This window comes from Ruegeria sp. AK11 (assembly GCF_056541095.1).
Map to the genome: position 1 here is coordinate 1,391,252 of NZ_JBQFXU010000001.1, position 24,044 is coordinate 1,415,295.

Annotated in this window: 30 protein-coding genes; 14 read left to right on the top strand and 16 right to left on the bottom strand. The window is 56.4% G+C overall.

Annotation, left to right across the window (positions count from 1 at the left end; genetic code table 11):
• Nucleotides 1–29: 29 nt before the first annotated feature.
• From phaR to ACR0D9_RS06990, 3 genes are all read right to left on the bottom strand, one after another.
• Entirely contained in the window at nucleotides 30–581 is a 552-nt protein-coding gene (phaR, locus tag ACR0D9_RS06980; protein ID WP_480484191.1) for a polyhydroxyalkanoate synthesis repressor PhaR, read from the bottom strand.
• A 135-nt stretch (nucleotides 582–716) separates the two neighbouring features.
• The gene (locus tag ACR0D9_RS06985; RefSeq protein ID WP_209503426.1) at nucleotides 717–1,163 is read right to left on the bottom strand and encodes a phasin family protein; all 447 of its coding nucleotides are present in this window, start codon (nucleotides 1,161–1,163) and stop codon (nucleotides 717–719) included.
• Nucleotides 1,164–1,293: 130 nt separating this feature from the next.
• Nucleotides 1,294–3,096 carry a PHA/PHB synthase family protein gene (locus ACR0D9_RS06990; RefSeq protein WP_480484192.1) on the bottom strand — a complete coding sequence of 601 codons (1,803 nt, stop codon included), beginning with the start codon at nucleotides 3,094–3,096 and terminating at the stop codon, nucleotides 1,294–1,296.
• 111 nt (nucleotides 3,097–3,207) lie between these two features.
• Between ACR0D9_RS06990 and phaZ the strand changes: the two genes are divergently transcribed.
• On the top strand, nucleotides 3,208–4,479 hold the full coding sequence (gene phaZ / locus ACR0D9_RS06995; RefSeq protein ID WP_480473454.1) for a polyhydroxyalkanoate depolymerase: 1,272 nt from the start codon (nucleotides 3,208–3,210) through the stop codon (nucleotides 4,477–4,479).
• Between the two features lie 5 nt (nucleotides 4,480–4,484).
• Complete coding sequence (locus ACR0D9_RS07000; RefSeq protein WP_480504618.1) at nucleotides 4,485–5,072, top strand: DUF6151 family protein; 588 nt, start codon at nucleotides 4,485–4,487, stop codon at nucleotides 5,070–5,072.
• Here ACR0D9_RS07000 and ACR0D9_RS07005 read toward each other — a convergent pair.
• From ACR0D9_RS07005 to ACR0D9_RS07020, 4 genes are all read right to left on the bottom strand, one after another.
• Nucleotides 5,063–5,779, bottom strand: coding sequence for an alpha/beta fold hydrolase (locus tag ACR0D9_RS07005; protein ID WP_480504616.1), 717 nt, complete (start codon nucleotides 5,777–5,779; stop codon nucleotides 5,063–5,065). The genes ACR0D9_RS07000 and ACR0D9_RS07005 overlap by 10 nt on opposite strands.
• Before the next feature lie 83 nt (nucleotides 5,780–5,862).
• The gene (locus ACR0D9_RS07010; RefSeq protein ID WP_480484272.1) at nucleotides 5,863–6,477 is read right to left on the bottom strand and encodes a hypothetical protein; all 615 of its coding nucleotides are present in this window, start codon (nucleotides 6,475–6,477) and stop codon (nucleotides 5,863–5,865) included.
• Nucleotides 6,478–6,518: 41 nt separating this feature from the next.
• Nucleotides 6,519–7,511 (bottom strand): alpha/beta hydrolase, encoded by a 993-nt coding sequence (locus ACR0D9_RS07015; RefSeq protein WP_480484196.1) that lies wholly within the window; start codon nucleotides 7,509–7,511, stop codon nucleotides 6,519–6,521.
• Nucleotides 7,511–8,260: an alpha/beta fold hydrolase gene (locus tag ACR0D9_RS07020; protein ID WP_480484197.1), complete on the bottom strand. Its 750-nt coding sequence runs from the start codon at nucleotides 8,258–8,260 to the stop codon at nucleotides 7,511–7,513. The genes ACR0D9_RS07015 and ACR0D9_RS07020 overlap by 1 nt, the downstream gene beginning before the upstream one ends.
• Before the next feature lie 211 nt (nucleotides 8,261–8,471).
• Between ACR0D9_RS07020 and thrS the strand changes: the two genes are divergently transcribed.
• The 5 genes from thrS to ACR0D9_RS07045 all read left to right on the top strand — a co-directional run bounded on the left by thrS (nucleotide 8,472) and on the right by ACR0D9_RS07045 (nucleotide 13,157).
• Complete coding sequence (thrS, locus tag ACR0D9_RS07025) at nucleotides 8,472–10,430, top strand: threonine--tRNA ligase (RefSeq protein ID WP_480484198.1); 1,959 nt, start codon at nucleotides 8,472–8,474, stop codon at nucleotides 10,428–10,430.
• A 221-nt stretch (nucleotides 10,431–10,651) separates the two neighbouring features.
• The gene (locus ACR0D9_RS07030; RefSeq protein WP_209503410.1) at nucleotides 10,652–10,954 is read left to right on the top strand and encodes a BufA1 family periplasmic bufferin-type metallophore; all 303 of its coding nucleotides are present in this window, start codon (nucleotides 10,652–10,654) and stop codon (nucleotides 10,952–10,954) included.
• Between the two features lie 72 nt (nucleotides 10,955–11,026).
• A complete protein-coding gene (gene bufB / locus ACR0D9_RS07035) occupies nucleotides 11,027–11,884 on the top strand; it encodes an MNIO family bufferin maturase (protein ID WP_480484199.1) in 858 nt (285 codons plus the stop codon).
• Entirely contained in the window at nucleotides 11,881–12,642 is a 762-nt protein-coding gene (locus ACR0D9_RS07040) for an HvfC/BufC family peptide modification chaperone (protein ID WP_480484200.1), read from the top strand. The genes bufB and ACR0D9_RS07040 overlap by 4 nt, the downstream gene beginning before the upstream one ends.
• Nucleotides 12,639–13,157, top strand: a complete 519-nt coding sequence (locus tag ACR0D9_RS07045) for a DoxX family protein (protein WP_267365394.1) — start codon at nucleotides 12,639–12,641, stop codon at nucleotides 13,155–13,157. The genes ACR0D9_RS07040 and ACR0D9_RS07045 overlap by 4 nt, the downstream gene beginning before the upstream one ends.
• A 1-nt stretch (nucleotide 13,158) precedes the next feature.
• Here the strand turns inward: ACR0D9_RS07045 and ACR0D9_RS07050 are convergent, their stop codons facing one another.
• Nucleotides 13,159–13,527: a hypothetical protein gene (locus ACR0D9_RS07050; RefSeq protein ID WP_480484201.1), complete on the bottom strand. Its 369-nt coding sequence runs from the start codon at nucleotides 13,525–13,527 to the stop codon at nucleotides 13,159–13,161.
• A gap of 41 nt (nucleotides 13,528–13,568) precedes the next feature.
• Nucleotides 13,569–13,886, bottom strand: coding sequence for an ArsC/Spx/MgsR family protein (locus tag ACR0D9_RS07055; protein ID WP_480484202.1), 318 nt, complete (start codon nucleotides 13,884–13,886; stop codon nucleotides 13,569–13,571).
• 214 nt (nucleotides 13,887–14,100) lie between these two features.
• Here ACR0D9_RS07055 and ACR0D9_RS07060 point away from each other — a divergent pair, with 214 nt between their 5' ends.
• The gene (locus ACR0D9_RS07060; protein WP_008758035.1) at nucleotides 14,101–14,307 is read left to right on the top strand and encodes a cold-shock protein; all 207 of its coding nucleotides are present in this window, start codon (nucleotides 14,101–14,103) and stop codon (nucleotides 14,305–14,307) included.
• Between the two features lie 84 nt (nucleotides 14,308–14,391).
• Here the strand turns inward: ACR0D9_RS07060 and ACR0D9_RS07065 are convergent, their stop codons facing one another.
• Nucleotides 14,392–14,700 carry a hypothetical protein gene (locus tag ACR0D9_RS07065; RefSeq protein ID WP_480538164.1) on the bottom strand — a complete coding sequence of 103 codons (309 nt, stop codon included), beginning with the start codon at nucleotides 14,698–14,700 and terminating at the stop codon, nucleotides 14,392–14,394.
• 61 nt (nucleotides 14,701–14,761) lie between these two features.
• The gene (thyX, locus tag ACR0D9_RS07070; RefSeq protein ID WP_480538166.1) at nucleotides 14,762–15,670 is read right to left on the bottom strand and encodes an FAD-dependent thymidylate synthase; all 909 of its coding nucleotides are present in this window, start codon (nucleotides 15,668–15,670) and stop codon (nucleotides 14,762–14,764) included.
• Nucleotides 15,671–15,846: 176 nt separating this feature from the next.
• Here thyX and ACR0D9_RS07075 point away from each other — a divergent pair, with 176 nt between their 5' ends.
• From ACR0D9_RS07075 to ACR0D9_RS07085, 3 genes are read left to right on the top strand one after another with little or no spacing between them, the layout of a single operon-like run.
• Nucleotides 15,847–16,275: a VOC family protein gene (locus tag ACR0D9_RS07075; protein ID WP_209503395.1), complete on the top strand. Its 429-nt coding sequence runs from the start codon at nucleotides 15,847–15,849 to the stop codon at nucleotides 16,273–16,275.
• Nucleotides 16,272–16,973 (top strand): DUF1194 domain-containing protein, encoded by a 702-nt coding sequence (locus ACR0D9_RS07080; RefSeq protein ID WP_480504603.1) that lies wholly within the window; start codon nucleotides 16,272–16,274, stop codon nucleotides 16,971–16,973. The genes ACR0D9_RS07075 and ACR0D9_RS07080 overlap by 4 nt, the downstream gene beginning before the upstream one ends.
• Nucleotides 16,970–17,683 (top strand): DUF1194 domain-containing protein, encoded by a 714-nt coding sequence (locus ACR0D9_RS07085; RefSeq protein WP_480504601.1) that lies wholly within the window; start codon nucleotides 16,970–16,972, stop codon nucleotides 17,681–17,683. Before ACR0D9_RS07080 ends, ACR0D9_RS07085 begins: the two co-directional genes overlap by 4 nt.
• On the opposite strand, the gene ACR0D9_RS07090 is transcribed toward ACR0D9_RS07085, so the two are convergent.
• From ACR0D9_RS07090 to ACR0D9_RS07100, 3 genes are all read right to left on the bottom strand, one after another.
• Complete coding sequence (locus tag ACR0D9_RS07090) at nucleotides 17,684–18,181, bottom strand: MarR family winged helix-turn-helix transcriptional regulator (protein WP_480484207.1); 498 nt, start codon at nucleotides 18,179–18,181, stop codon at nucleotides 17,684–17,686.
• A 78-nt stretch (nucleotides 18,182–18,259) separates the two neighbouring features.
• The gene (locus ACR0D9_RS07095; RefSeq protein ID WP_480484273.1) at nucleotides 18,260–18,484 is read right to left on the bottom strand and encodes a succinate dehydrogenase assembly factor 2; all 225 of its coding nucleotides are present in this window, start codon (nucleotides 18,482–18,484) and stop codon (nucleotides 18,260–18,262) included.
• A gap of 29 nt (nucleotides 18,485–18,513) precedes the next feature.
• Nucleotides 18,514–18,906 carry a helix-turn-helix domain-containing protein gene (locus ACR0D9_RS07100; protein WP_267366820.1) on the bottom strand — a complete coding sequence of 131 codons (393 nt, stop codon included), beginning with the start codon at nucleotides 18,904–18,906 and terminating at the stop codon, nucleotides 18,514–18,516.
• Nucleotides 18,907–18,998: 92 nt separating this feature from the next.
• Here ACR0D9_RS07100 and ACR0D9_RS07105 point away from each other — a divergent pair, with 92 nt between their 5' ends.
• Nucleotides 18,999–20,201 carry a pyridoxal phosphate-dependent aminotransferase gene (locus ACR0D9_RS07105; RefSeq protein ID WP_480484208.1) on the top strand — a complete coding sequence of 401 codons (1,203 nt, stop codon included), beginning with the start codon at nucleotides 18,999–19,001 and terminating at the stop codon, nucleotides 20,199–20,201.
• Between the two features lie 2 nt (nucleotides 20,202–20,203).
• The gene (locus tag ACR0D9_RS07110; RefSeq protein ID WP_480473472.1) at nucleotides 20,204–20,605 is read left to right on the top strand and encodes a hypothetical protein; all 402 of its coding nucleotides are present in this window, start codon (nucleotides 20,204–20,206) and stop codon (nucleotides 20,603–20,605) included.
• Here ACR0D9_RS07110 and ACR0D9_RS07115 read toward each other — a convergent pair.
• Nucleotides 20,602–21,972, bottom strand: coding sequence for an MATE family efflux transporter (locus tag ACR0D9_RS07115; RefSeq protein ID WP_480484274.1), 1,371 nt, complete (start codon nucleotides 21,970–21,972; stop codon nucleotides 20,602–20,604). The genes ACR0D9_RS07110 and ACR0D9_RS07115 overlap by 4 nt on opposite strands.
• A gap of 107 nt (nucleotides 21,973–22,079) precedes the next feature.
• Nucleotides 22,080–23,003, bottom strand: coding sequence for a polyphosphate kinase 2 (gene ppk2, locus ACR0D9_RS07120; RefSeq protein ID WP_480484209.1), 924 nt, complete (start codon nucleotides 23,001–23,003; stop codon nucleotides 22,080–22,082).
• A 121-nt stretch (nucleotides 23,004–23,124) separates the two neighbouring features.
• Between ppk2 and ACR0D9_RS07125 the strand changes: the two genes are divergently transcribed.
• Nucleotides 23,125–24,003, top strand: a complete 879-nt coding sequence (locus ACR0D9_RS07125) for an alpha/beta fold hydrolase (RefSeq protein WP_480484210.1) — start codon at nucleotides 23,125–23,127, stop codon at nucleotides 24,001–24,003.
• Nucleotides 24,004–24,044: the final 41 nt, after the last annotated feature.

The following is a 24,044-nucleotide window of genomic DNA, read 5'->3' on the forward strand; positions in this document are numbered from 1 at the left end:
AATTGGTGGGCCTCTTACTCGGGCTCAATTCAATTCAGCTTTGAAAGCTTCTGTTGTAGTTCAGCTAACTGCTTCTTGATATCGTCAAGATCCTCTTTCGGCTTTGACTTTTCGCTTTCCTTCTCTGGCGAGGACCATCTGCCAGACAACCCACCTGTCATAGCCTTCAAAAATGCCTGCTGCTGCGCTTGCAACGCGTCAAAACCCGGCATCTGAGACATCGGGTTCATGGCATTCATGTTTTCCATCATCTTGCTTTGGCTTTCGCGCAGCATATCGAACGAGCTTTGCAGGAATTGCGGCATCATGCCTCCGCCCGGCAGCATGTAACTGCGCACCAGGTCGTTTAGAACATTGACAGGCAGCACATTCTCGCCGCGGCTTTCATGTTCAGCAATGATTTGCAGCAGATACTGCCGTGTCAGGTCGTCGCCGGACTTCAGGTCGATAATCTGTACTTCGCGCCCGTCGCGGATGAACCCCGCGATATCTTCGAGCGTCACGTAATCGCTGGTCTCGGTGTTATACAGCCGACGGCTGGCATAGCGCTTGATCAGCAGCGGTTTTTCTTGGTCCGACACCGGGTTCCCTCCCCAAGGATGATGCGTTGCAGCACAGGTTATGCGAGTGCAGCACAAAAAGAAAGGGCAGGTCAATGGACCTGCCCAACGCGATTGCACCTATAGGGAGGGTCGGGTGCGTTTCGCTGACTTTTCTTACTTCGCAGCAGCAGCTTTTTTAGCGGCTGTGGTCACGTCGTTGGTTGCTTTTTTAACAGCGGCGGATGCTTCTTCCGCAGCTTCTTTACCAGCAGCCATCAGCAGTTCGACGGTTTCGGTCTGAACTTTTTTCGCGATTTCTGCGAAAGCGGCCATGTTCTCGGCTGCAACTTCAGCAGACGCGCTTGCGAAATCGGTTGCTGCTTTTGCGTAGTCGGCAGGCTCTGCCTTGGCTTTCGACATCTCGGTCAGTTTAGCCAGCGTGTCTTTGGTCCATTTGCTCGATATCTCTGCCGATTTCTCAGCTGCTTCCAGAGCAACGCCCGACAGCTTCTCGTTCAGCGAGGCGGTCGATTTGAATGCGCCTTCCATTGCGGTTGTGTCCACAGGGAATGCACCCATCATGTCTTTCATGATCGCGGTAAAGTCTTGGGTCTTAGCCATTGTCTTAATCCTTTTAGCCAGTCCGGGCCCACCCCGGGTTTCATCAGCTTGAGGACAATATGATTGCTGCAACGCAGCATTGCAAGTTTTTTTTGCTGCGCTGCAGAAATAATTAAGTTTCAGAATGAAATCAGGCGTTTGGTTTTGCCACTACATACGTTCCGGGTGCAGCAGCTAGGCTCGGGTGCTTCGAATCGCCCGGTTCACGGGCCGGTACCTGCTTGCCTGATCGTTTCTTCAGCCAGGCATCCCACATGGGCCACCATGACCCTTCATGAAAATCGGCTTCCTTTAACCAGGTGGCGGCGTCTGATTTCAAATCCGGGTTGGTGTAATGCCCGTACTTTTTCTTGCTGGGCGGGTTCACAATACCCGCAATATGACCCGACTCGGAAACCACGAAAGTTTTTGATCGCGAGCCCATTTTTTGCACACCGCGATAGCAATCTTTCCACGCCGCGATGTGATCGGTTTCGCATGTAATGGCCATAAGGGGCACATCAACGTCACCAAGCTTTAGCTTATGCCCCAGCAACTCAAAGCCATCGGTGGCAAATTCGTTGCGCTGGCATAGTCCACGCAAGTACTCCACCGCCATTTTCGCCGGCAGGTTGGCTCCGTCACCGTTCCAGTACAGCAAATCAAAGGCCGGGGGCACTTCACCCATCATATAGCTGCGAATGGCCGGGCCATAAATCAGGTCACGTGATCTCAGGAAGGACATTGTGCGCGCCATGATCCACGACCGCAGAACACCTTCCTTTTTCACTTCTTCTTCGATTCCGTCGATAAAATCGTTTTGAAGGAAGGGCGTGAACTCTCCCTGATCGGAAAAATCCGTCAATGCGGTGAACAGGGTCGCCGATTTGACCGACTTGTCTCCTCGCTGTTTCAGCAGAGACAGCGTCAGGCTCAGGGTGGTGCCCGCGATGCAATACCCCACAGCGTTGACCTGTTTGACCTTGCAAATCTTCTTGGCCGTCTCGATTGCAGTCAGGAAACCGTCCTGAATGTAGTCTTCCATGCCTGTTTCGGCATAGCTTTCGTCCGGATTGACCCAGCTTACAACAAACAGGGTATACCCCTGTTCGGTGATCCATTTGATCATGCTGTTCTGGGCTTTCAGGTCCAGAATATAGAACTTGTTGATCCAGGGCGGAAACAGAACAATCGGGGTCTCGTAGACCGTTTCGGTCGCTGGCTTGTACTGAATCAGTTCCATCATCCGGTTGCGATAAACCACCTCCCCCGGCGTCGTCGCCAGATTACCGCCGACCTCAAAAGCGCTTTCATCTGCCAGTTTGACGACCAATTCTCCATTATTGGCCTCAAGATCTGACACAAGGTTTTCCAACCCCTTGATCAGTGACTGGCCCTCGGTTTCGACCGCTTTTTGCAATGCATCCGGATTGGTCGCCAGGAAATTTGTCGGCGCCATCATATCGACGATTTGTTGCGAGAAATATTGCAGCCGCCTTTTGTCTTTGGCATCCAGATCATCCACGGACGCAACAGCCTGCGCGATTGCTTGCGCATTGGTCTGGTATTGCTGGCGGATCAGACGGAAATAGGGATTGGTCTCCCAAAGGGGGTTCGAAAATCGCTTGTCTTCTGGCTTGGGTGCTTCGCTTTCCGCGTCAGACGCAGTCAGTGCTTTCTGCGCCTCGGCAAAGTTCAACACTGACTTGCCCCAAAATTCTATCTGCTGTTCCAGCAACTTGGCGGGATTTTGCCAAGCCTCTGCCCAATAGGCACTTGCTGCTCGTGCGAAAAGCTCTTGATTCGGGCCGTCCAGCGCGGGCGTGTGGGGCCGTTTTACAGCCATGACCTCAATCAGGCGCTTCGATAACTTCTCGACCTTATCCATATTTTCTTTAAGGCGTTCAATGTGTTCTTCGGATACGTCTGGCATGTGGTCTTCACTAGTTGTCATTTTAACAATTCCCCCCTAACCTCGCTGCTATGCAGAATAACGTCGTGGGTGCTGGGGGGCAAAGCGACGAATGGTCCGAACTATCAGGCTGACACTCAGGAGGCCCCGTTTATGCGCTATATGATGACCTACGACCTGATGGAAACTGCGCGAAACACCAACCAATGGCTTGGTGCAACCGCCAGCGCGATGGCGTCCTATCCGATGTTTTCGATGGTGCCGAACCCCGCATTCAACTGGATGGCCGCCTGGGGCGAGGTTACCGAGCGTACGTTCCAACGGATGGTTGCAAAGCCCGATTGGGGTATTCGCACGTTCACCTGCGAAGATGGCAAGGATCATCTGGTTGAAATCACGACTGTTCTGGAACGCCCTTTTGGTGATCTGGTACATTTCCGCGTCAATGGCCGGAAAGAACAACCCCGCAAAGTGCTGTTGGTTGCACCGATGTCCGGGCATTATGCTACGTTGCTGCGCTCGACGGTGAAAAGCCTTCTGGTCAATTGTGAAGTCTACATCACAGATTGGCATAATGCGCGCGATATCCCTGTATCCGCAGGCAAATTCGATGTCGAAGACTACACGCTCTATCTTGTAGATTTTATGAAAGAGCTTGGGCCAGACACCCATGTTGTTGCCGTTTGCCAACCTGCGCCTCTGACATTGGCTGCAACGGCGTACCTGGCCGAGATTGAACCCAAAGCCCAGCCAAGCACCCTGACGCTGATTGGTGGCCCCGTCGATCCGGACGCCACGCCGACCGATGTGACAGACTTCGGCCGTCGCGTCACTATGGGCCAGTTGGAAGAAACAATGATTCAGCGCGTTGGCTTCAAGTACAAGGGCGTAGGGCGCATGGTCTATCCGGGACTGCTGCAATTGGCCTCGTTCATGTCCATGAATGCAGATCGTCACTCCAAAGCGTTTTCCGACCAGATCCAGCGCGTCATGCGGGACGAAGCCTCGGATCAGGATGCCCATAACCGCTTCTACGACGAATACCTGGCCGTGATGGACATGACTGCCGAGTTCTATCTTTCGACGGTCGAGCGGGTCTTCAAGAATCGAGAGATTGCGAGAAACGAGTTCGTGGTCGCGGGTCACAAAGTGGACATCAGTAAGATTACCGATGTTGCGGTGAAGACTGTCGAAGGTGCAAATGATGACATCTCTGCACCCGGCCAGTGTATTGCTGCGCTGGATTTGTGTACCGGCCTGCCCGACAGCAAAAAGGCAAGCCACGTTGAACCCGGCGCCGGTCACTATGGTATCTTCGCAGGCCGCAGCTGGCGCGACAACATTCGTCCCCTTGTGATTGATTTCATGAACGAAAATGCGCGAAAACCAAACCGTCGCGCGGCCAATTCCAACAAGGTTGCTTAAGCGACATGAGCGGGCCAGCGCAAAATGGCCTTACCTTTTCCTGCCAATGCGGCGCGTTGCAGGGGCGTATTTCACCCCGCGGTGTTCGGCAAGGCACACATGTTGAGTGTTTCTGCCATGATTGCCGGGCCGCTCAACTATATTTCAAGCAGCCGGACCCGGCACCCGGACCTGTCGGGATTTTTCAGATCGCACCGGATGAAATCGAAATCAGCGCAGGAAGACAGTATCTTGCGGCGATGCAACTCAGCCCCAAGGGTATGCTGCGATGGTACGCCAGCTGCTGTAACGCACCTTTGGCGGCAACGCCCAAATCCGCGAAATTCCCGTTTGCTGGCGTTATCGTCGGCCGGGTTGCGGGTGGAGCTTCGGCGCTGGGACCCGTCACGACACGTGGGTTTGTTCCCCAACCGGACGGAAAGCAGAAGCACGAAAAATCTGGCCCCGCCATTCTTGGGCTGTTGCGCAGGGCCGCCGGATCGCGCCTGTCCGGGCGGTGGAAGAACACACCGTTTTTCGACCAAAATACTGGTAAACCCGTGGTGACGCCAACTGTCATTTCAAAGACCGAATGCGCGACGCTTTACCAGTAATCAAACCGTTGCTGGGCGTCCAACCAGGTTTGCAGCGCCTCATTGACGAGGTCGGGCGTTTCGAGGGTCGGCAAGTGACCAGCCTTTTCAATAACCAGCAGTTCCGCTCCGGGTATGAGCTCTGCCATGAAAGAATGCCGTTTGACCGGTGTCAGAGTGTCATGCGCACCGCACAGAACCAACGTGGGTACCTTGATGCGACGCAATGCGGCTTGTTGATCCGGGCGGCGTTGCAGAGCACGCATTTGACGCACGAAGGTTTCAACACCCAAATCCTGTGCCATTGCCAACAAGCCGTTCAGGATGGGAATGCGCTGCGGGCCCGGTGCCAGCGTGTCGGACCCCACAAGTTTCCGCAGGACCTCCTCCAACCGGCCACCCTGCGCGCCAATGATCAGGTCTTCGCGACTGGCAGCCATTTGAGGCGTGTCCGCCTGTGCATCAGTGGCCATCAGGCACAGGCGTGACACACGTTCCGGTGCCCGGCGGATCAGCTCTAACGCGACCACACCACCCATGCTTAATCCGGCCAGTGCAAACCGATGTGGAAGCTGGTCCAGCAAACCCGAGGCGATCTCTTCGATACGCTCACCTGCTGAGATTGGCGCAACGGTTACGGGTCGCGTCCGCGAAAACACCTCAATCTGAGGGCGATACAGTCGGGCATCGCACATCAGTCCAGGTAGCAGTACCAGCGGCTCGATCACGCAGGGGCTCCATATGCTCGGTATTCCGAGCCCTTGGGTTTGTAGTCAGGTTGAGAATTTATCACATTCAAACAAGCGGAACGTCACGGATAGGCGATTGCCCGAAAAGCCGGAAAGTCAGCATAGCGGGACCGTCGTGAAGCCGCACTTTCCTCGGGCTCAGCGCCCGGTTTCAGAAGGCATCCGCGTGGCGCAATGTAGCTGTCAATCCGCCGCTGCGGTTTAGGGCGCCACACCAGATTGAAAGCGCAGAGTTTCGGAAAAAACCAGATTTCGGAATAATCCAGGTGATCATGCATCCACCATGCCAAATCCCGCCAATCCCGGCCCTGCGCAAACTGATCCGCAAACCAGGGAATTACAACAGACGCCCCGGCAATCCGCGCATCCCCGTCCCCACGATCCCAGATGTGGCATTCCAACGGGTGATCATTCCGGGCGCAGTTCAGTTTGTTTTCATTGCCAAACCTGTTTAGCGACGGTGAGCGATAGCCCGAGCGCACAGCGATCCTGCCAAAGGTCTCTTCCAGCGGGTCCAGCAGAGTTTCGCAGAACGCACGTCCTGTCTCGATAGCCAGATCCGGGTTGTCTGGAATGTTCTGTTTCTGGTGAAAGTTCCCGATCTCGGAATAGAGGAAATCGCGCATGAAGAAATACCGGGACAGACGAACGCGCCCCAACGTCTCAAGGCTCCACATACTGCCCGGCTTACGCATCGTCCCTCGACCCGAGGCCGCCATCATTCCACCCCCAGCCCTTTTAGCCAGTCCAGAATACCGGCCACAGCCGCGTCGGTCTGCCCTGGCGACATCAGGCGACCGGCAATAACATGGGATGACGGATCATCCTCAGGGCCCATTGTCACCAATTTGACGGATGTTGGCGCACCCCACGCTTTGGCGACCTCGTGTGTGCGGTCAGGGCGCACCACCTGATCGTTGTCCGAGAACCAGAACAGCACGGGCACCAGGGCATTCGAGAAATCCAGCGCATAGACTTTTTCGACCAGAACGGACATCGGCACGACCGACTCCCACGGATAGACGGTAGACCAATATTTGTTCTTTTCCGGGTCTGGCCCCGATACATCGCGTTCGTCCCCCATCAGGACCGGCAACCAATCCCTTGCCCATGGCAAAGTGGGGATCCATGCCACAGACGTGTTGACCCCGAAATTGGGAGAGACAAAGACCATGCCGACAACATCTTTGCTGAGGCTGGCATCCAAAGCGGCGGCGGCTGCAAGCGTCGCACCGGTCGACGTTGAGATCACGATCACCTTGTCCCCAACAGCACGTGCGGCTGCCAATCCCTCGGCAGTGTCCAGCATCCAGCCCGAGGCAGTGCCTTCTGCCATGGCTGATCCGGTTCGCCCGTGACCTTGCAGGCGTGTGTAAACCAGATTGGCCCCCAACGCGTCTGCTACAAGGTCTGGTACTGGCCGGATTTCCTCGGAACTTGCTGAAAAGCCATGGATGTAAAGAACGGAATACGGGGTGCGCCGCTCGTTATGGCCATCTTGCCAGATTACTCGTTTTTCGACACCCGGAACGATATCGTCAAACGCGGCTTCGGTGCTTTCGAAATAAACCTGTACGCCCTCACCAAACTTGCGCGGATCAAAGCTTGGGTGCAGGTTCACCTCTTCGCGCGGGCCAAACCAGTAGACAAGGCCGCCGGTGGCAATCAACGCAAGGAACAAGCGCCCCAGAAGCCATCCCAAACGCCGCATTACGCGTCTCCCAACACATCCAGAACCGCCGCCTCGATCAAGCCAAGACATGCATCATCCGAGAATCTGTGATCGGCATCCTTGACTAAAAGAAGCTGCATGTCCGGCCCTGTTGCATGGTCCAGCAACCGAACGGCCGTTTCAGTCGAAACGGCTGTATCCGCTGTTCCCTGCAGGAAACGAACCTTGAACGGCAGGTTCAACGTGTCGCGCAGAACAAGACGCTGCCGCCCATCTTCGATCATCCGTTTGGTGACGATATAAGGCTCCATGTAATCGGACGGCAACTCGACATGCCCGACCGTTTCCAGGGCGGCTTTCTGGTTATCGGTGAATGAAGCCCAATAGCCATCTTCCGTGAAATCCGGCGCGGCGGCGATCGTGACCATACCTGCTATCCGGTCCGGCATGGCCTTGGCCAGCAAAAGCGCCTGCCACCCCCCCATGGACGAGCCGACAACAATCAGCGGCCCCTTGGTCAAGGCATCGACCGCAGCAACAGTGTCCTCATGCCAATCCCCAATGCAGCCATCCGTGAAAGCACCAGAGCTTTCGCCGTGACCGGAATAATCAAACCGCAAAAAGGCCCGCCTCCGCGCCTGCGCCCAAGCTTCCAGATGGACTGCCTTGGTGCCTTCCATATCCGACATGAGCCCACCCAGAAAAACGATGGTCGGCCCTGCCCCTTCGGTCTTGTGATAAGCCAGTCGCCGCCCCTGCGGCGTCTCCAGAAAATTCGTCGCTGCCATGAAACCTTCTTTCCTTTTACTGCATCATGCACGCCCCACCCCCGAGTGCAATTCCGCCCACTTCATCTTTTTTCAAATACTCCGGGGAGCGCGAGGGGCTGGCCCCTCGCCCCTACACTTGACACAGGCATATCCACCTGCCACATCAGCCAGACGCAAATAACCCGCAACCGGGCGTTCAGTGGGCGCCAAACCGACGAGGAGAGCCGACATGGCCCTGGATTCAAAATCCGTCTCTCTCACTTTCCCAGATGGCAACGCACGTTCCTATGACGCAGGGGTTACGCCTGCGCAGGTGGCTGCCGATATTTCAAGTTCGCTGGCCAAAAAGGCCATCTCAGCCACCGTTGACGGCAAACACTGGGACCTGCAATGGCCCATCGAAGCCGATGCACAGATTGCCATCCACACCATGAAGGATGACGTCCAGGCCAACGAGCTGATCCGCCACGATCTGGCCCACATCATGGCCCGCGCCGTGCAGGAAATCTGGCCTGCGACCAAGGTCACCATCGGCCCCGTTATCGAAAACGGCTGGTATTATGACTTCGACCGGGAAGAACCGTTCACGCCCGAAGATCTTGGCCTCATCGAGAAAAAGATGAAAGAGATCATCAACAAGCGCGATCCTGTCACCACCGAGGTTTGGGACCGCGAGCGGGCCATCGAGTTCTACAAGGCCAATAACGAGCCCTACAAGGTTGAGCTGATCGAAGCCATTCCCGGGGATGAGCCGTTGCGCATGTACTGGCACGGCCACTGGCAGGATTTGTGCCGCGGTCCGCATCTGCAACATACCGGTCAGGTTCCCGGTGATGCGTTCAAGCTGATGTCTATCGCCGGTGCCTATTGGCGCGGCGACAGCAACCGCGCGATGCTGCAACGCATCTACGGCGTGGCCTTCACCGGCAAGGAAAAGCTGAAAGACCACCTGCATATGCTGGAAGAGGCCGCAAAGCGCGACCACCGCAAACTGGGCCGCGAGATGGACCTGTTTCACATGCAGGAAGAAGCCCCCGGTCAGATCTTCTGGCACCCCAATGGCTGGTCCATCTACACCCAGTTGCAGGATTACATGCGCCGTCAGCAGCGCAAGGGTGGGTATGTCGAGGTAAACACGCCGCAAGTCGTTGACCGCAAACTGTGGGAACGTTCAGGCCACTGGGACAAGTATCAGGAGAACATGTTCATCGTCGAAGTGGACGAGGAACATGCCCGTGAAAAGGCCGTTAACGCGCTCAAACCGATGAACTGCCCCTGCCATGTCGAGATTTTCAAGCAAGGCCTGAAATCCTATCGCGACCTGCCGCTGCGCATGGCCGAGTTCGGGTCGTGCAACCGGTACGAACCCTCTGGCGCGTTGCATGGCATCATGCGGGTGCGTGGGTTCACGCAGGACGACGCCCACATCTTTTCAACCGAAGAACAGATCGAGGCGGAGACCGCCGAATTCATCCGTTTCCTCAGTGTGATCTACAAGGATCTGGGATTCGAGGATTTTTCGGTGAAGTTCTCAGACCGTCCCGAAACCCGCGCCGGATCGGACGATGTCTGGGACAAGGCCGAAGCGGCGCTTTTGTCCGCCACCCGTGCCGCCGGGATCGAACCGGAACTGAACCCGGGCGAAGGTGCATTCTATGGTCCGAAACTGGAATTCGTGCTGACGGACGCCATCGGGCGTGACTGGCAATGCGGCACCTTCCAGGTCGATTTCGTTCTGCCCGAACGGCTGGATGCCACCTATATCGGCGCCGACGGGGCCAAGCACCGCCCGGTCATGCTGCACCGCGCAACACTTGGTTCGTTCGAACGCTTCATCGGTATCTTGATCGAGGAACACGCAGGCAAATTGCCGTTCTGGCTGGCCCCGCGTCAGGTCGTCGTCGCGTCCATCACGTCCGACGCGGACGACTATGTCACCGAAGTGGTCGAAACCCTGCGTGCTGCGGGTGTGCGGGCCGAGGCCGACATCCGCAATGAAAAGATCAACTATAAGGTCCGTGAGCATTCGGTCGGCAAAGTACCTGTAATTCTGGCCGTCGGTCACCGCGAAGTTGACGAACGCACCGTAAGCGTGCGGCGACTGGGTGAAAAACAGACCCAGGTACAACCGCTTGATGTTGTAACAAAAGAGCTGGCACACGCCGCCACCCCGCCAGATCTGCTGTAACAAACAGCACCATTTCCAAAAAAATCCGACCCCTACTAAGGGGTCGGATTGTAACATTTCACCCTTTCTTCATCAAAAACAGTGTATTACGCTGCAAGGGGGCAGGCCGCCCCATGACGCGCTTGTGAGACACGGGCTCGTGAATTCAACTCTGCCCACCAAGCCACTACCTTTGTCATTGTCACAAGCAGACATACCCAGTCATCAAGAGGATTACCGAGATGTCGAACACAGCTAAGTCCCTGGTTATCGCAACCGCAGTCGCAGCCGCCGTATCGGGTGTCGCAACCACAGCAAGCGCACAGGCAAAAGAAAAGTGCTATGGCGTATCGCTGGCCGGTCAGAACGACTGTGCCGCAGGCCCCGGCACCACCTGCGCGGGCACCTCGACCGTTGATTATCAGGGCAACGCATGGACCTTGGTTGACGCAGGCACCTGCGCCGACATCGAATTGCCTGCGGAAGCAAACGGCACACCGCGCAAAGGTTCGCTGGAAGCACTGGACCGCGACCTGCCGGCATAAGACTGGCCTGACGATTTCAAGGGGCGGGCACCATCGCCCGCCCTTTCCCTTTCGTGATCAAGGAACTGGCCCATGTTGGATGACACCTGCCGGTCAAACCGCCTGCCCGCAGCGCCGGGCGTTGGTTACAAGCCGCAACACTTCGCTCAGATACTTGAACACGCACAGCCCGTCGCATGGTTGGAAATCCATGCCGAGAATTATATGGGCGACGGCGGGCGACCCTTGGCGCAACTGCGCCACCTTTCCGAAAAGTTCCCAATCTCGGTCCATGGCGTTGGCCTGTCCATTGGTGGTGAAGGCGCGCTGGACTCCGATCATTTGGCCCGGTTGAAACACCTGGTCGGCTGGCTGAACCCTGCAAGCTTTTCCGAACATTTGGCCTGGTCTACCCATGACAGCCATTTCTACAACGATCTGCTGCCCCTGCCCTATACCGACGAAACTCTTACGCGGGTTTGTGAACATATCGATCAGGTGCAGGACACCGTCGGGCGTCAGATGCTGCTGGAAAACCCGTCCAGCTATCTGGCCTTCGAGGAAAGCACCTGGTCCGAACCTGATTTCCTGAGGGAGATTGCCAAGCGCACCGGTTGCGGCTTGTTGCTGGACGTAAACAATGTCTTTGTCTCGGCGACCAATCTGGATTTCTCACCACAAGGCTATATTGACGCCTATCCGATTGAAAAGGTGTCGGAAATCCACCTTGGCGGCCATGATGAGGATGAAGACGATCACGGTCATCCGCTGCTAATCGACAGTCACGGACGTGAAGTGGTCGATCCGGTGTGGGCCCTGCTGGATTATGTGCTGGAGCGTTCGGGGCCAAAACCCGTTCTGATCGAATGGGACACTGATGTGCCTGATTGGCCCGTTCTGCGGGATGAGGCCATTCGCGCGCAAACCGCATTGGACCGGATACCGGTATGAGCGTTTCTCAATCTGAATTCCGCGCGGCCATGATGGATGCGTCAGCGCCCGTTCCCGGTGGATTGCTGGACGGCGGTGCGCGACCGGCCGGTCGCAGATTCAGCGTTTACCGCAACAACGTTGCGGTGTCGCTGACCGAAGCGATGCATCAGGCGTTTCCTGTGATTGCCAAATTGCTAGGGGCGCAGAACATGGATGGGTTGGCCGGGATTTTCCTGCGTCAGCACCCGCCCTCCTCTCCGCTGATGATGTTTTATGGCGAGGCGTTTCCTGATTTTCTGGCAGGAATGCCCCAACTTGCCCATCTTGGATACCTGCCGGACGTGGCCCGGTTGGAGATTGCCTTGCGCAAGTCCTACCACGCCGCCGACAGCGAACCTGCACCGGCAGATGTTCTAGCCGTCGAACCCGAACAGGTCATGCAGGCCCGGTTGCAGTTTGCACCGGCCATGCAGGTGATCCGCTCGGATTGGCCAATTTTCGCGATCTGGCGATTTAACAGCGAAGAGAACGCACCGAAACCGAATGCCGGTGCAGAGGACGTGTTGATCACACGCGCCGAGTTCGATCCCACACCCAATCCACTTCCGGCGGGTGGTGCAGACTGGATCGCCTGTATGCAGAACGGCGACACAATCGGTGACGCATATGAAAAAACGACTGCCAAACTGCCTGAATTTGATCTTGGAACCACTCTGGCACTGCTGTTGCAGGGCGGTGCAATAACCTCTGTGACTATCGAAAGGCCCGAGACATGACTGCTTTGATCTCAACCTACAATAACACCATGGGAAAACTGGACCTTGCCTCTGGCTGGTTGACCCCTACGCTGGCACGGCTGGTCTTTGTTGCGGTTCTTCTGGTTTATTACTGGAACTCAGCCATGCTGAAGATCGACGGATCGATCTTTTCGCCTTCGGCAGGTGCATTTGGTCAGATATTCCCCAAAGCGGCGGAGGCTGTTCTGTATGACGTGTCCCAAATGACGTTCTTCCAACGCATCGTCATCTTCATGGGAACGGTTGCCGAATTTGTGCTCCCGGCACTTCTACTGGTTGGGCTGTTCTCGCGTTTGGCGGCTTTGGGCATGATCGGTTTCATCTGGGTGCAGACTCTTGTCGACGTCACCGGCCATGGCGTGAAACTGGGCAGCCTGTTCGACGCGGCGCCGTCCCTGATGGATCAGCGCACGATGTGGACCTTCCTGATGCTGGTGATCGTCATCAACGGCGCAGGGCCGATCTCGCTCGACCGGATCCTTCGCCTTAAGTAACTCAGAAATGTGCCTTGGGCTGGTCCGGTTTTCCCGCGGCCAGCCCAAGTATCCCGGCGATCCCGGCAAATGTGATCGGGAACATGGTGAAAACACCAAAACCAAAGGCGTAGTACATCGCAGCCGCTGACCCCAGCAACAAGACCCCGCCAATCAACGCGCGCGCTGGTGCCATGGCCCCGCCCGCGATTGCCAGCAAGGGCGCGATAATCGAAATGGCTTGCACCAGATCAGGATTGTCGACCTGGCTTAGAACTCCGTCAATCTCGCCGACATGGTCAACCACGACCACCTTTGCATAGCCGAAGAACCCGACGATCATTCCGATCAACCCGGCGATTACACCCAATAACATTGCGGCATTACGCATTGAAAACCCTCATTGTAGCTTTCACGCAGATAAGCACCCGTTCAGGAAATGCCAAGCTGAGCACGGGTTTCAGCTGTCCAACCCAACAACAGCCTGCCATCGACTTCGATCAATGGGCGTTTCATCAGGGTCGGGTGCTCTTTCAAAAGCTCCAAAGGGGGCTTGGCACGCTGGGTTTCGTCCAATCCGCGCCATGTCGTCGATCTGGTATTAAGCAAGTCATTGCCGAACTCGGCAAAGGCCCGTGACAGCACCGAACCCGGCACACCGTCGCTGCGTACATCAGAAAATTTGACGTCTGGCAGCGATTTCAATGCCTTGCGACAGGTGTCACAGTTTTTCAATCCATAAAGCTGCATGTCTTTGACGCTCCTGCCCATGCTTTGATTTTAAGCAATCTTGCCCGCTTCTTGCGGTTATTCTTGATTTTTTACTTCACCGTGCAATGTTGAAAAAGGCGAAACACACGAATTGGACTGTTCAGCCAGTGCCAAAACAACTTTTTCGTGGTGACGCTGACCACAGCCCCCACCAATTTGTGGGACAATGCGTAAGTAGAAGGAGACACGGGACATGCCAACCGGCACCGTGAAATGGTTCAATACCACTAAAGGCTATGGATTTATTGCCCCTGACGAAGGGGGCAAAGATGTGTTTGTACATATCTCGGCCGTAGAACGGTCCGGCCTCACCGGACTCGCAGACAACCAAAAAGTTTCGTACGAGTTGCAGGACGGACGCGACGGCCGCCAAATGGCAGCTGATTTGAAACCACTGTAACGACATCCCGCTAAACACGCGGTTGATCATTAAGGATGACGGCCAATTTCCGGCCGTTATCCATCCCCCACCGGTTTCGTTCCATTACCCTCGCGCGGGCTTGGCGTCGGCGTGGGAATTCCAGTTTTCGCCCATGGCAACGATGCAGGATGTGCCTGTCGCGTAGGTGACAACCATGGTCCAGTCCCCGTGCTGACTTGCCCAGACTTCCATAATCTGTTCCGGCCCGCGAACACCCGATGCCACGCGCCGCGCACCGAACTGCCTTTCCAGTTTCTGGTGCAACCGGGGCGTCGGTTCGCACAAAACCTCAGCTATGGGGGACTTGGCCTGCGCAGGCATGGCGAGACCAAGAAACAGACATAACAGAGCAAGATCCAAAACGCGCGCCATGGAACAAGTGTAACAATTCCATGACGACACGTATAGACAAAAGCTATGCAGCTTGTCGGTTCTATTTACGAATGATCGCCTCGAACTCACGCCATTCGCGCGCCGTCATCCCCGAGGTTTCCTGCGTGACCGCCTCTCCTGCCAGCATTCGTTGCAGGCTTTCGACCATCTGGGCAGACAGGTTCACCGCACCCAGCCGGTAATCCTCAAACGCCTTATACGCAAACGGCACCCAATCAGCGACGATCTTGCACATCGCTTCGGCATAGATGCGGATTTCATACTGAGCATGCGGGTCGGCCCGCAGGCGCAGGAAGTGGAACAGATTGTGCAGGTCCACCTTCCAATACCACTGCGTATAAACGTTTGCGGGTAGGTTCATGCGGGCCAGTTCACGTGCAAGCCCCTGTTGCCCGTCCTGGCTGATCATGGATTCGTAATTGTCGTAGCAGCGTGTGCTGTCCGCCTTGAGGGTTTCCAATACGCGCGCGGCCTCTTCGCCTTCCAACGTTGCCCCACGGCCCTGATTGTTCACTTCGGACTGTGCCGCCACATGTTCAGGGGCGGGAATATAAAACTCGCGATCCAGAATTGAATACCGTGCCGAGTATTCATTCACATTGGCGGTTCGGTGCCGGATCCACTGCCGCGCCACGAACACAGGCAATTTCACATGCAATTTGACTTCGCACATTTCGAATGGCGTCGAATGCCAGTGCCGCATCAGATACCGGATCAACCCCTCGTCATTCTGAACGGATTTGGTGCCTTTGCCGTATGAAACGCGCGCAGCCTGACAGATGGCGGCATCGTCCCCCATATAGTCGATCACGCGGACAAAGCCATGATCCAGAACCTGATGCGCCGTGTACAGGTGGTCTTCCATTCCCGCCGAGACAACTCGACGCGTGGGATGCGATTGCGCGCGTTGCGCGTCAATCTCGGCCTGTTGATCAGGGGACAGCGGCATCGAATCTTCCTTTCTGGCAATGAGTCGCCCCCTACTATATATCGCCAATTTCGACACAGGAACCGCGATATATGCCGCAGCGGGCGCAAAAAACAAATTGCTGCCGAAGGCTCTATCGACACATCGAGGCGGAGCGCTAAGCTCTTGGCAATGTGAGTCGAAAAAGGATGGCCGAAATGGCGCTGAAATATCTTCACACCATGGTCCGCGTGAAGGATCTGGAAAAATCCATGGCGTTTTACGAGCTTCTGGGTCTGAAAGAAACACGCCGGTATGACAGTGAAGCCGGGCGATTTTCTCTGATCTTCATGGCCCCTCCGGGACAAGAAGACGCGCCGATCGAGCTGACGTACAATTGGGACGGCGATGACGAGTTGCCCGCCGACAGCCGTCACTTCGGCCATCTGGCCTACGGTGTCGATAATATCTACGAGGTTTGCCAACATCTTCAGAACAACGGCGTTACGATCAATCGCCCGCCAAGGGATGGTCGCATGGCTTTCGTTCGATCGCCCGACAATATCTCGGTTGAGCTTTTACAGAATGGCGAAGCACTCGAACCAGCCGAACCCTGGGCCAGCATGGAGAGCAGTGGTCACTGGTGATCCGTTGGCTGATAGCGTTTGGGCTGGTCGTTCAGGCCAGCCCTGTCAAGGCCGAGCAATGTCGCTTGGCGCTGGCCTTGGCGATGGATATTTCCGTTTCAGTCGATGAGGCCGAAGATGTGTTGCAACGGCAGGGGTTAGCCGCCGCCTTGATTGCACCCGAAGTGCAAGAGGCCTTCTTTTCTTCACCGATGCCCGTTGCCCTGGCGGTATATGAGTGGAGTGGCCGCTCAACCCAAAATGTCGTCCTGAATTGGACAATGATCGATGACGTTGGTGATCTGCTGTTCGCATCCAGCCAAATCAGCCAATCCGTCCGATCTGACAGCGGATCGGCAACAGCTATGGGCTATGCGTTGGCATACGGTGCAAACCTTATGGAGCAAGCGCCGCAATGCTTGTTTCAAACCATTGACCTGTCCGGCGACGGCACGAACAACGATGGCTATGGGCCGCAGATCGCCTATCGGCACTTTCCCTTTCAAAACACTGTCGTGAATGGGCTTGTGATCAACGCGGCGGATTTCGAGGGAGAATTGTTCCTGATCCCTTTCTTCGAAAATAATGTCCTGCACGGGCCCGGCGCCTTTTTGGAAATTGCCACCGGGTTTGAAGATTTCGAGCGCGCCATGCGAAAGAAACTGAAACGGGAACTGAGCGGTCTGCAAATCGGTGCATTACGGAATGAAGGCCCATGATACGTCAGGTGATCGTCTTTCTGGCTTGCCTGATATCAGGACCTGCCTTTGGCGAATGCCGGCAGGCCCTTGCGCTGGGGCTGGATGTGTCGGGTTCGGTGGACAGCCGGGAATACAGGCTGCAACTGGACGGGCTGGCGTCGGCCCTGAGCCGCCCCGAGGTCAGCCAGCTGATGTTGTCGGACGGCGCAACCTCCTTACGTCTGGCGATCTTCGAATGGAGCGAGCGGGGACATGAACGGATGCTGTTGGAGTGGACAGAAGTACGGTCCCCCGCCGACCTGATCGCAATCAGTGATCGTTTGGTCCGGACCTCGCGCAGCACAGCACCGCAGGGAACGGCGGTAGGGTCGGCCATGTTATTTGGCTCTTCCCTGCTTGATCAGCAAAGGGGATGCTGGCGCCGTACGCTGGATCTGTCCGGGGATGGTAAACATAACCTTGGACCGCATCCACGAGATGTGAAAGCCAGTTTACGACATGGCGGGATCACGATTAACGGGCTGGTGATCGGCGCTGACGATCCGAAGGAAGGTGATCGGAGATATGTTCAGGTGGGTGAACTTTCAGCTTATTATTCAGCCTGGGTCATTTTGGGGCCAAACGCGTTCGTAGAAGTGGCGCTGGGCTTTGAGGCGTATGAAGAGGCCATGACCCGCAAACTTCTTCGTGAGCTGGACAGTCTTGTCCTGTCTGACGCCCGCCACTGATCAATAGATATACCTTATCTGATCCGTCCAGTACCGTTCAACGCGACGCAGCGAACTGGTGATATCTTCGATGCCTTCAAGCCCAAGCACCCCCCTGCCTTGCAGGCCTTCGGCGTGACGTGCAAACAGCTTGGACACGATATTGCGGATTTCCCTGCCTTGCGGCGTCAGGCGCACGCGAACTGAACGGCGATCAATCTCGCATCTTTGGTGGTGCATATAGCCCATCTCAACCAGTTTCTTGAGGTTATAGCTGACATTGCTGCCCTGATAGTACCCACGGCTTTTCAGTTCGCCTGCCGTGACTTCGTGATCACCGATATTGAACAGCAACAACGCCTGAACCGCATTGATTTCCAATACGCCGACGCGCTCAAACTCGTCCTTGATGACATCCAGCAACAACCGGTGCAGTCGCTCCACCAGGGCCAGCGCCTCAAGATAGCTGGTTATGAAACCCTTAGTCTCTGGTGTGGAGACCTGCATTTCCATACTCATCCGACCCTCCGATTCAGTCGCGCTGTTTGACACACGATGAACCGAAAATCCGAAAAATCGGTTAAGCGGAACTTTGCCTTATTTCTGAAAGGTTTGCGCTATGTCTGCAATCAGGCTGGCAAATCGCGCCGGAGGCTGCACCTGCCCCGTGACCCATTGATAAAGGTCCTGATCGTTTTCATGCAACAGCGCGTCATAGACATCCAGCCCGGCGGCATCCATGTCGGCCAGATTGCCCCCCGCATAGGCGGACAGGATAATGTCCATCTCTTTGATGCCGCGTCGCATCGACCGCATTTGCATGCGCTTGATACGCACATCCCGGGGTTCGCTCAATTCTTCTGCTCCAGCATCTGACGCATTTTCTTTTCCAGACGCGCTGCGCGTTCAGAACAGGCGCGCATTTCCGCACGGATGGCGCGCAGTTCGGCCACGGCCGAGGACAGTTCCATCCCGCCTTCGCCCTCATCCACGGGCGCATCCATGCCGTCGCCCTCGCCGGTCAACAACCACATGATTGAGACATTGACCATGCCCGCCATCATTGACAGCCTGTTGGCCCGGGGTTCGGACAGATCGTTTTCCCAATCTGAAATTGTCGCCTTTTTGACCCCAAGACGCCGCGCCAGTTGCGCCTGCGTCATTCCCGCGGCTTCGCGTGCGCCTGCCAGACGGTCTCCGAATGTCGCAGAATCCGGACCGTACCAGTCGTTTTCATCATTCATTCGGGTCTCCATCTCACATTGTCTATACTGCTTGATCGTCACTCGGACGCACCCTATGACAGTCGGGCTGAACATACAAACCGAGGCCGAGCATGAGTTTTCTGTCTGCGACACTGTCACGCGTCAAACCTTCACCCACCATCGCCATGACAGCCAAGGCAGCCGAGCTGAAGGCCGCCGGACGTGATGTCATCGGCCTAAGCGCTGGTGAGCCGGATTTTGACACGCCCCAGAACATCAAAGACGCCGCTGTTGCGGCCATCGCAGCAGGCAAAACCAAATACACCGCGCCGGACGGTATCCCCGAGTTGAAACAAGCGGCATGTGCCAAGATGAAACGTGACCACGGGCTGGACTATTCGCCGGCCCAGATCTCGGTCGGGACCGGTGGCAAGCAAACGCTGTACAATGCTCTGATGGCGACGATGAATGAAGGCGACGAGGTGATCATCCCTGCACCGTACTGGGTCAGCTACCCCGATATGGTGCTTTTGGCCGGTGGCACCCCTGTTGTGGTCGAGACGACGCTGGAAAACAGTTTCAAGCTGACCCCAGAACAACTGGAAGCCGCCATCACGCCCAAGACAAAGTGGTTCATCTTTAACTCGCCTTCGAACCCAACGGGCGCAGGGTACAGTCGGGATGAACTGAAGGCGCTGACCGATGTTCTGATGCGTCATCCGCATGTCTGGATCATGTCGGACGACATGTACGAACATCTGGCCTATGACGGGTTTGAGTTCTGCACCCCGGCCGAGGTTGAACCCGGTCTATTTGACCGAACCCTCACCTGCAACGGGGTTTCAAAAGCCTATGCCATGACCGGTTGGCGCATCGGTTATGCTGCCGGTCCGGTCGAAATCATCGCGGCCATGCGCAAGATCCAGTCGCAATCCACCTCGAACCCCTGCTCGGTCAGTCAGTGGGCTGCCGTCGAGGCCCTGAACGGAACTCAGGATTTTCTGGCCCCGAATAACGAGACATTCAGGCGCCGGCGCGATCTGGTGGTTCGGATGCTGAACGAGATTGATGGCGTCACCTGCCCCACACCCGAAGGGGCCTTTTATGTCTATCCGTCAATCGCCGGATTGATCGGGAAGACGACGCCCGCTGGGACCGTTCTGGTAGACGACGAAGCCTTTGCAACCGCACTTCTGGAAGAGGCCGACGTGGCCGTTGTATTTGGCGCCGCCTTTGGCCTGTCGCCGAATTTCCGCGTCAGCTATGCTACGTCCGACGCGGCACTGACCGAAGCTTGCAGCCGCATCCAGCGTTTTTGTGCTTCTCTGAGGTGACCATGTCCGCCGAACTGCCTGAGTATTACTTTCGCATACGTGAAAACGGTGCTGCGGTGTTTCGGATCGATACGGAAAACCGTCAGCGCCGGATCGAGATGGACCAGATTGCCGTCATCAATATCCGCAATGGCGAGGTCAAGCCGCACGGGCAGCGGACGTTGTCAGACCGGGATCAGGCCGAGATTGCCCAATGGATGGAAGAGCGCCGGGCCCTGCTGGCCCAGCGCGACATTGACGATATCCATCGCGCGGTCGACTATCTGAATCTGACCACGCAATGGGCACAGTCCAAGGCAAGCGACACGCAGCTGGAGGATGTGACAGACAGGTTATTGATGGCCATGCACGACCTGCGTACGGTACTGGTGCGAAAAAAGGCAGATCGGCTGGACAAAGACTAGGCGGGCTCGGCCGATGCCTGTATCTGCTGTACCGAATACATCCAGAATCGGGTCATGAGAAGCACGGCTGCGAAGGCGAGACCAAGCACCAGGCCCAGCCAGACGCCGATGCCGTCCATATGACGGACAAAGCCGAAATAATACGACGCGGGAATCCCTACGACCCAATAGCTGAGCGCCGCCATGACCATTGGGATCTTGGCATCCTGCAACCCGCGCAGCAGGCCCAGCGCAATCACCTGCGCGCCGTCGACCAGCTGAAACAACGCCGCCATGGCAAGCAATCCGGTACCGATAGTCAGGATTTGGCCCCGCTGCGGGTCATCTGTTTCCATGAACAGGGAAATCAAAGGCTCGGCGCAGGTCAGGAACAGAATGATGGTTGCCACCGACATGACCAGCGACATACCAGTCACGGAAATTGCGCCCTTTTCCAGATGCGCCCTGTCCCGACGACCCAGCGCATTGCCAGCCCGGATGGTCGCCGCATTTGATAACCCCAGGTGAACCATGAAAGTGGCTGAAGCCAGATTCAGGGCGATCCCATGCGCAGCCAGCGGGACCTGACCCAGCCAGCCCATCATCACCGCAGAAGTCGCGAACAGTGAAACTTCGGCCAATGTGGTCAAGCCGATGGGTACACCCAACTTCCATACGCTGGCAAACATTTCCCAATCCGGTCGCCAGAACCGTTGGAATAGGCTGTGCTCCGGCAACGTCCGGATCACATAGATAACGACCGCGATCAGCGAAACAACTTGTGTCGTGATTGAGGCGATTGCCGCCCCTGTCACGCCCAGTTCGGGGGCACCCCAGTTGCCGAAGATCAGCGCATAATTGGTCAGCCCGTTCACAGCCGCCGCCGCAATTGTGATCCACAAAACAATCTGCGTTCGCTCCAATGCCGCCAGATAGCTTTTCAACACCATCACAATGAGGGCCGGAAACAATCCCCAACCGGCAACTCGCAGATATTCGGCTGCGGTTTCAGCAATTTGCGGTTCCTGTTTCATGGCGATCAGGATCGGATAGGACCACCACAGCAAGGGCATGACAACCACGGCATACAGCAACGACAACCATAGCCCCATCCGGGTCGAGCGGCGAATGCTGGTTTCATCCCCTTCCGCCGCCGCTGTGGCAACCATGGGCATGACGGCCCATCCAAATCCCGCACCAAACAAAAACAACACGAAATAATAACTGTTGGCCAAGGTAACGGCCGCCAACGCCTCGACCCCGTACCAACCCAGCATGATGGTGTCGGTCAAGCCGATTGCGTATTGCGCCAGATGACCGCCAACCAGTGGCAGGCCGAGAACGGCAATTGCCCGAAAATGGGCCGGGTATGTCATCACCTTTGTCATCGCTCCAGCCATATGCGCGGCTTTGGCGCGGGACAAGAGCGGATCTGCAATATTTCAGATTGAGACTTTGGTGCCCGACCTTTCCCTGTGGCCGGGCATTTTGATGCTCAGCGGGCGTCGGGATGCAACGCGGTGCCCAGAATATGCTCGGACCGGTGAATAACGTGATGCGCCTGCCCTACGATCAGCGGATCAGGCTCGCACACGATATCGTGATCCTTGCCAGGGTAATCCAGCGAGGACAGGAAGTGACGCATGCAGTTCAGGCGTGCGCGTTTCTTGTCATTTGACTTGATAATCGTCCAGGGTGCGTCAGCCGTATCCGTGTAAAAGAACATGGCTTCTTTCGCCTCGGTATAATCATCCCACTTGCTGAGGCTCGCCTTGTCGATGGGCGACAGTTTCCATTGCTTCAAGGGGTCGGTTTCACGGCTTTTGAAACGGCGTTGCTGCTCTTGCTGTGTAACCGAGAACCAGTATTTGTATAGCTGAATGCCCGAGCGCACCAACATCCGTTCCAACTCGGGCGTTTGCCGCATGAACTCAAGATATTCGTTGGGCGTGCAGAACCCCATGACCCGCTCCACACCCGCGCGGTTGTACCAGGACCGGTCATAGAACACCATCTCGCCCACGGTCGGCATCTCTTGAATGTAGCGCTGGTAGTACCACTGGCCTTTCTCTTCCCAGGTGGGTTTGTTCAATGCAACGACACGGGCCTGACGCGGGTTCAGGTGCTCCATGAACCGCTTGATCGTACCCCCTTTGCCGGCGGCATCGCGCCCTTCGAACAACAAGACAAACCGCTGCCCCGTTTCCTGCGCCCACAGCTGAACCTTCAAAAGCTCGGCCTGCAGATTGGCTTTTTGCGTCTCATACACCGACCGGGCCATTTTGCGGCCATAGGGGTATTTCCCACTTTCAAACGCCTGCCGGATTTTCTCGGGGCTGGGCGCTGAAGGGTCGGTGTCTTTGGTGAGCGTGGTCTTGATCTGGGTGGGTTCTGCGTTGGTCGTGGCAATGGCGTCCATACATCCTGTCCTTTTCTACTGTCCTGAAGGGTGGCTAGCAGAAAGCTCGGAAATGCGCTTTGATTGGTGTCAAATAGATGCCTCAAAAACCCATGATTTCCAGCGCGGATCCCTTGTTCCAATGCAGACGTCTTTTTTCAAGCTGAACGGCCATTCTTTCCACGTCAGGACATGGGGCGACAAAGCCGCGCCACCATTATTGATGCTGCATGGTTTCCCCGAATACAGCGGTGCCTGGGCCGATCTTGCGCCTCATCTGGCAGAACGCTTTTATTGTATTGCTCCGGACCAGCGCGGTTATGGCCAAAGCTGGTGTCCCGAAGGGGTGCAGAACTATACCCTGTCGCAACTGGTCACAGACATGGCCGCACTGATTGAAACCTGCGGCGCGCCAGTTGCGCTGCTGGGTCACGACTGGGGCGCATCGGTGGCTTATGGCGTTGCCATGTTCCGCCCGGAACTCGTTGATCGGTTAATCATTGCAAACGGCGTACATCCGGTGCCGTTTCAACGCGCCATGGCCTCAGGTGGCGCACAATCCACAGCCTCGCAATATATCAATCTGCTGCGAGCACCCGATGCCGCACAAAAACTGTCCGAAAACAACTTTGCGATGCTGGAACAGTTCTTTCGCCATGGTATGGGGCTGGACTGGTTGACCGAAGCTCGCATGGCCGACTACCGCACTGAATGGGCCCGACCCGGTCGGCTGCAGGCGATGCTGAACTGGTACAGAGCCTCTCCGTTGGTTGTCGCCAAACCCGGTGTCCCCGCGACAGACCTGCCTGACCTGCCGCTCGACCGGTTGCATGTCAGGTGTCCGCACTTGTTGATTTGGGGGCCGGATGACAAAGCCCTTTTACCAGAAGCCACTGAGGGGCTGGAGGCGTTTGCCACCCACCTCACCCGTGTCACGATCCCTGGGACCGATCATTGGTTGCATCATCAAAACCCGCGGGCCGTGGCGCAGGCCATTCTGGAATGGACTGGCCTGACGTAATCAGGCCGCGCCCGCGCGCAACGGCAAGCCAGGCAGCCTTT

Bases quoted from the DNA above. Each gene is read 5' to 3' on its own strand.
- ACR0D9_RS06985 (WP_209503426.1), bottom strand. From the start codon at position 1,163: ATGGCTAAGACCCAAGACTTTACCGCGATCATGAAAGACATGATGGGT.
- ACR0D9_RS06990 (WP_480484192.1), bottom strand. From the start codon at position 3,096: ATGACAACTAGTGAAGACCACATGCCAGACGTATCCGAAGAACACATT.
- phaZ (WP_480473454.1), top strand. From the start codon at position 3,208: ATGCGCTATATGATGACCTACGACCTGATGGAAACTGCGCGAAACACC.
- ACR0D9_RS07000 (WP_480504618.1), top strand. From the start codon at position 4,485: ATGAGCGGGCCAGCGCAAAATGGCCTTACCTTTTCCTGCCAATGCGGC.
- ACR0D9_RS07010 (WP_480484272.1), bottom strand. From the start codon at position 6,477: ATGTGGAGCCTTGAGACGTTGGGGCGCGTTCGTCTGTCCCGGTATTTC.
- ACR0D9_RS07015 (WP_480484196.1), bottom strand. From the start codon at position 7,511: ATGCGGCGTTTGGGATGGCTTCTGGGGCGCTTGTTCCTTGCGTTGATT.
- ACR0D9_RS07020 (WP_480484197.1), bottom strand. From the start codon at position 8,260: ATGGCAGCGACGAATTTTCTGGAGACGCCGCAGGGGCGGCGACTGGCT.
- thrS (WP_480484198.1), top strand. From the start codon at position 8,472: ATGGCCCTGGATTCAAAATCCGTCTCTCTCACTTTCCCAGATGGCAAC.
- ACR0D9_RS07030 (WP_209503410.1), top strand. From the start codon at position 10,652: ATGTCGAACACAGCTAAGTCCCTGGTTATCGCAACCGCAGTCGCAGCC.
- bufB (WP_480484199.1), top strand. From the start codon at position 11,027: ATGTTGGATGACACCTGCCGGTCAAACCGCCTGCCCGCAGCGCCGGGC.
- ACR0D9_RS07040 (WP_480484200.1), top strand. From the start codon at position 11,881: ATGAGCGTTTCTCAATCTGAATTCCGCGCGGCCATGATGGATGCGTCA.
- ACR0D9_RS07045 (WP_267365394.1), top strand. From the start codon at position 12,639: ATGACTGCTTTGATCTCAACCTACAATAACACCATGGGAAAACTGGAC.
- ACR0D9_RS07050 (WP_480484201.1), bottom strand. From the start codon at position 13,527: ATGCGTAATGCCGCAATGTTATTGGGTGTAATCGCCGGGTTGATCGGA.
- ACR0D9_RS07055 (WP_480484202.1), bottom strand. From the start codon at position 13,886: ATGCAGCTTTATGGATTGAAAAACTGTGACACCTGTCGCAAGGCATTG.
- ACR0D9_RS07060 (WP_008758035.1), top strand. From the start codon at position 14,101: ATGCCAACCGGCACCGTGAAATGGTTCAATACCACTAAAGGCTATGGA.
- ACR0D9_RS07065 (WP_480538164.1), bottom strand. From the start codon at position 14,700: ATGGCGCGCGTTTTGGATCTTGCTCTGTTATGTCTGTTTCTTGGTCTC.
- thyX (WP_480538166.1), bottom strand. From the start codon at position 15,670: ATGCCGCTGTCCCCTGATCAACAGGCCGAGATTGACGCGCAACGCGCG.
- ACR0D9_RS07075 (WP_209503395.1), top strand. From the start codon at position 15,847: ATGGCGCTGAAATATCTTCACACCATGGTCCGCGTGAAGGATCTGGAA.
- ACR0D9_RS07085 (WP_480504601.1), top strand. From the start codon at position 16,970: ATGATACGTCAGGTGATCGTCTTTCTGGCTTGCCTGATATCAGGACCT.
- ACR0D9_RS07090 (WP_480484207.1), bottom strand. From the start codon at position 18,181: ATGAGTATGGAAATGCAGGTCTCCACACCAGAGACTAAGGGTTTCATA.
- ACR0D9_RS07095 (WP_480484273.1), bottom strand. From the start codon at position 18,484: ATGCAAATGCGGTCGATGCGACGCGGCATCAAAGAGATGGACATTATC.
- ACR0D9_RS07100 (WP_267366820.1), bottom strand. From the start codon at position 18,906: ATGAATGATGAAAACGACTGGTACGGTCCGGATTCTGCGACATTCGGA.
- ACR0D9_RS07105 (WP_480484208.1), top strand. From the start codon at position 18,999: ATGAGTTTTCTGTCTGCGACACTGTCACGCGTCAAACCTTCACCCACC.
- ACR0D9_RS07110 (WP_480473472.1), top strand. From the start codon at position 20,204: ATGTCCGCCGAACTGCCTGAGTATTACTTTCGCATACGTGAAAACGGT.
- ACR0D9_RS07115 (WP_480484274.1), bottom strand. From the start codon at position 21,972: ATGACAAAGGTGATGACATACCCGGCCCATTTTCGGGCAATTGCCGTT.
- ppk2 (WP_480484209.1), bottom strand. From the start codon at position 23,003: ATGGACGCCATTGCCACGACCAACGCAGAACCCACCCAGATCAAGACC.
- ACR0D9_RS07125 (WP_480484210.1), top strand. From the start codon at position 23,125: ATGCAGACGTCTTTTTTCAAGCTGAACGGCCATTCTTTCCACGTCAGG.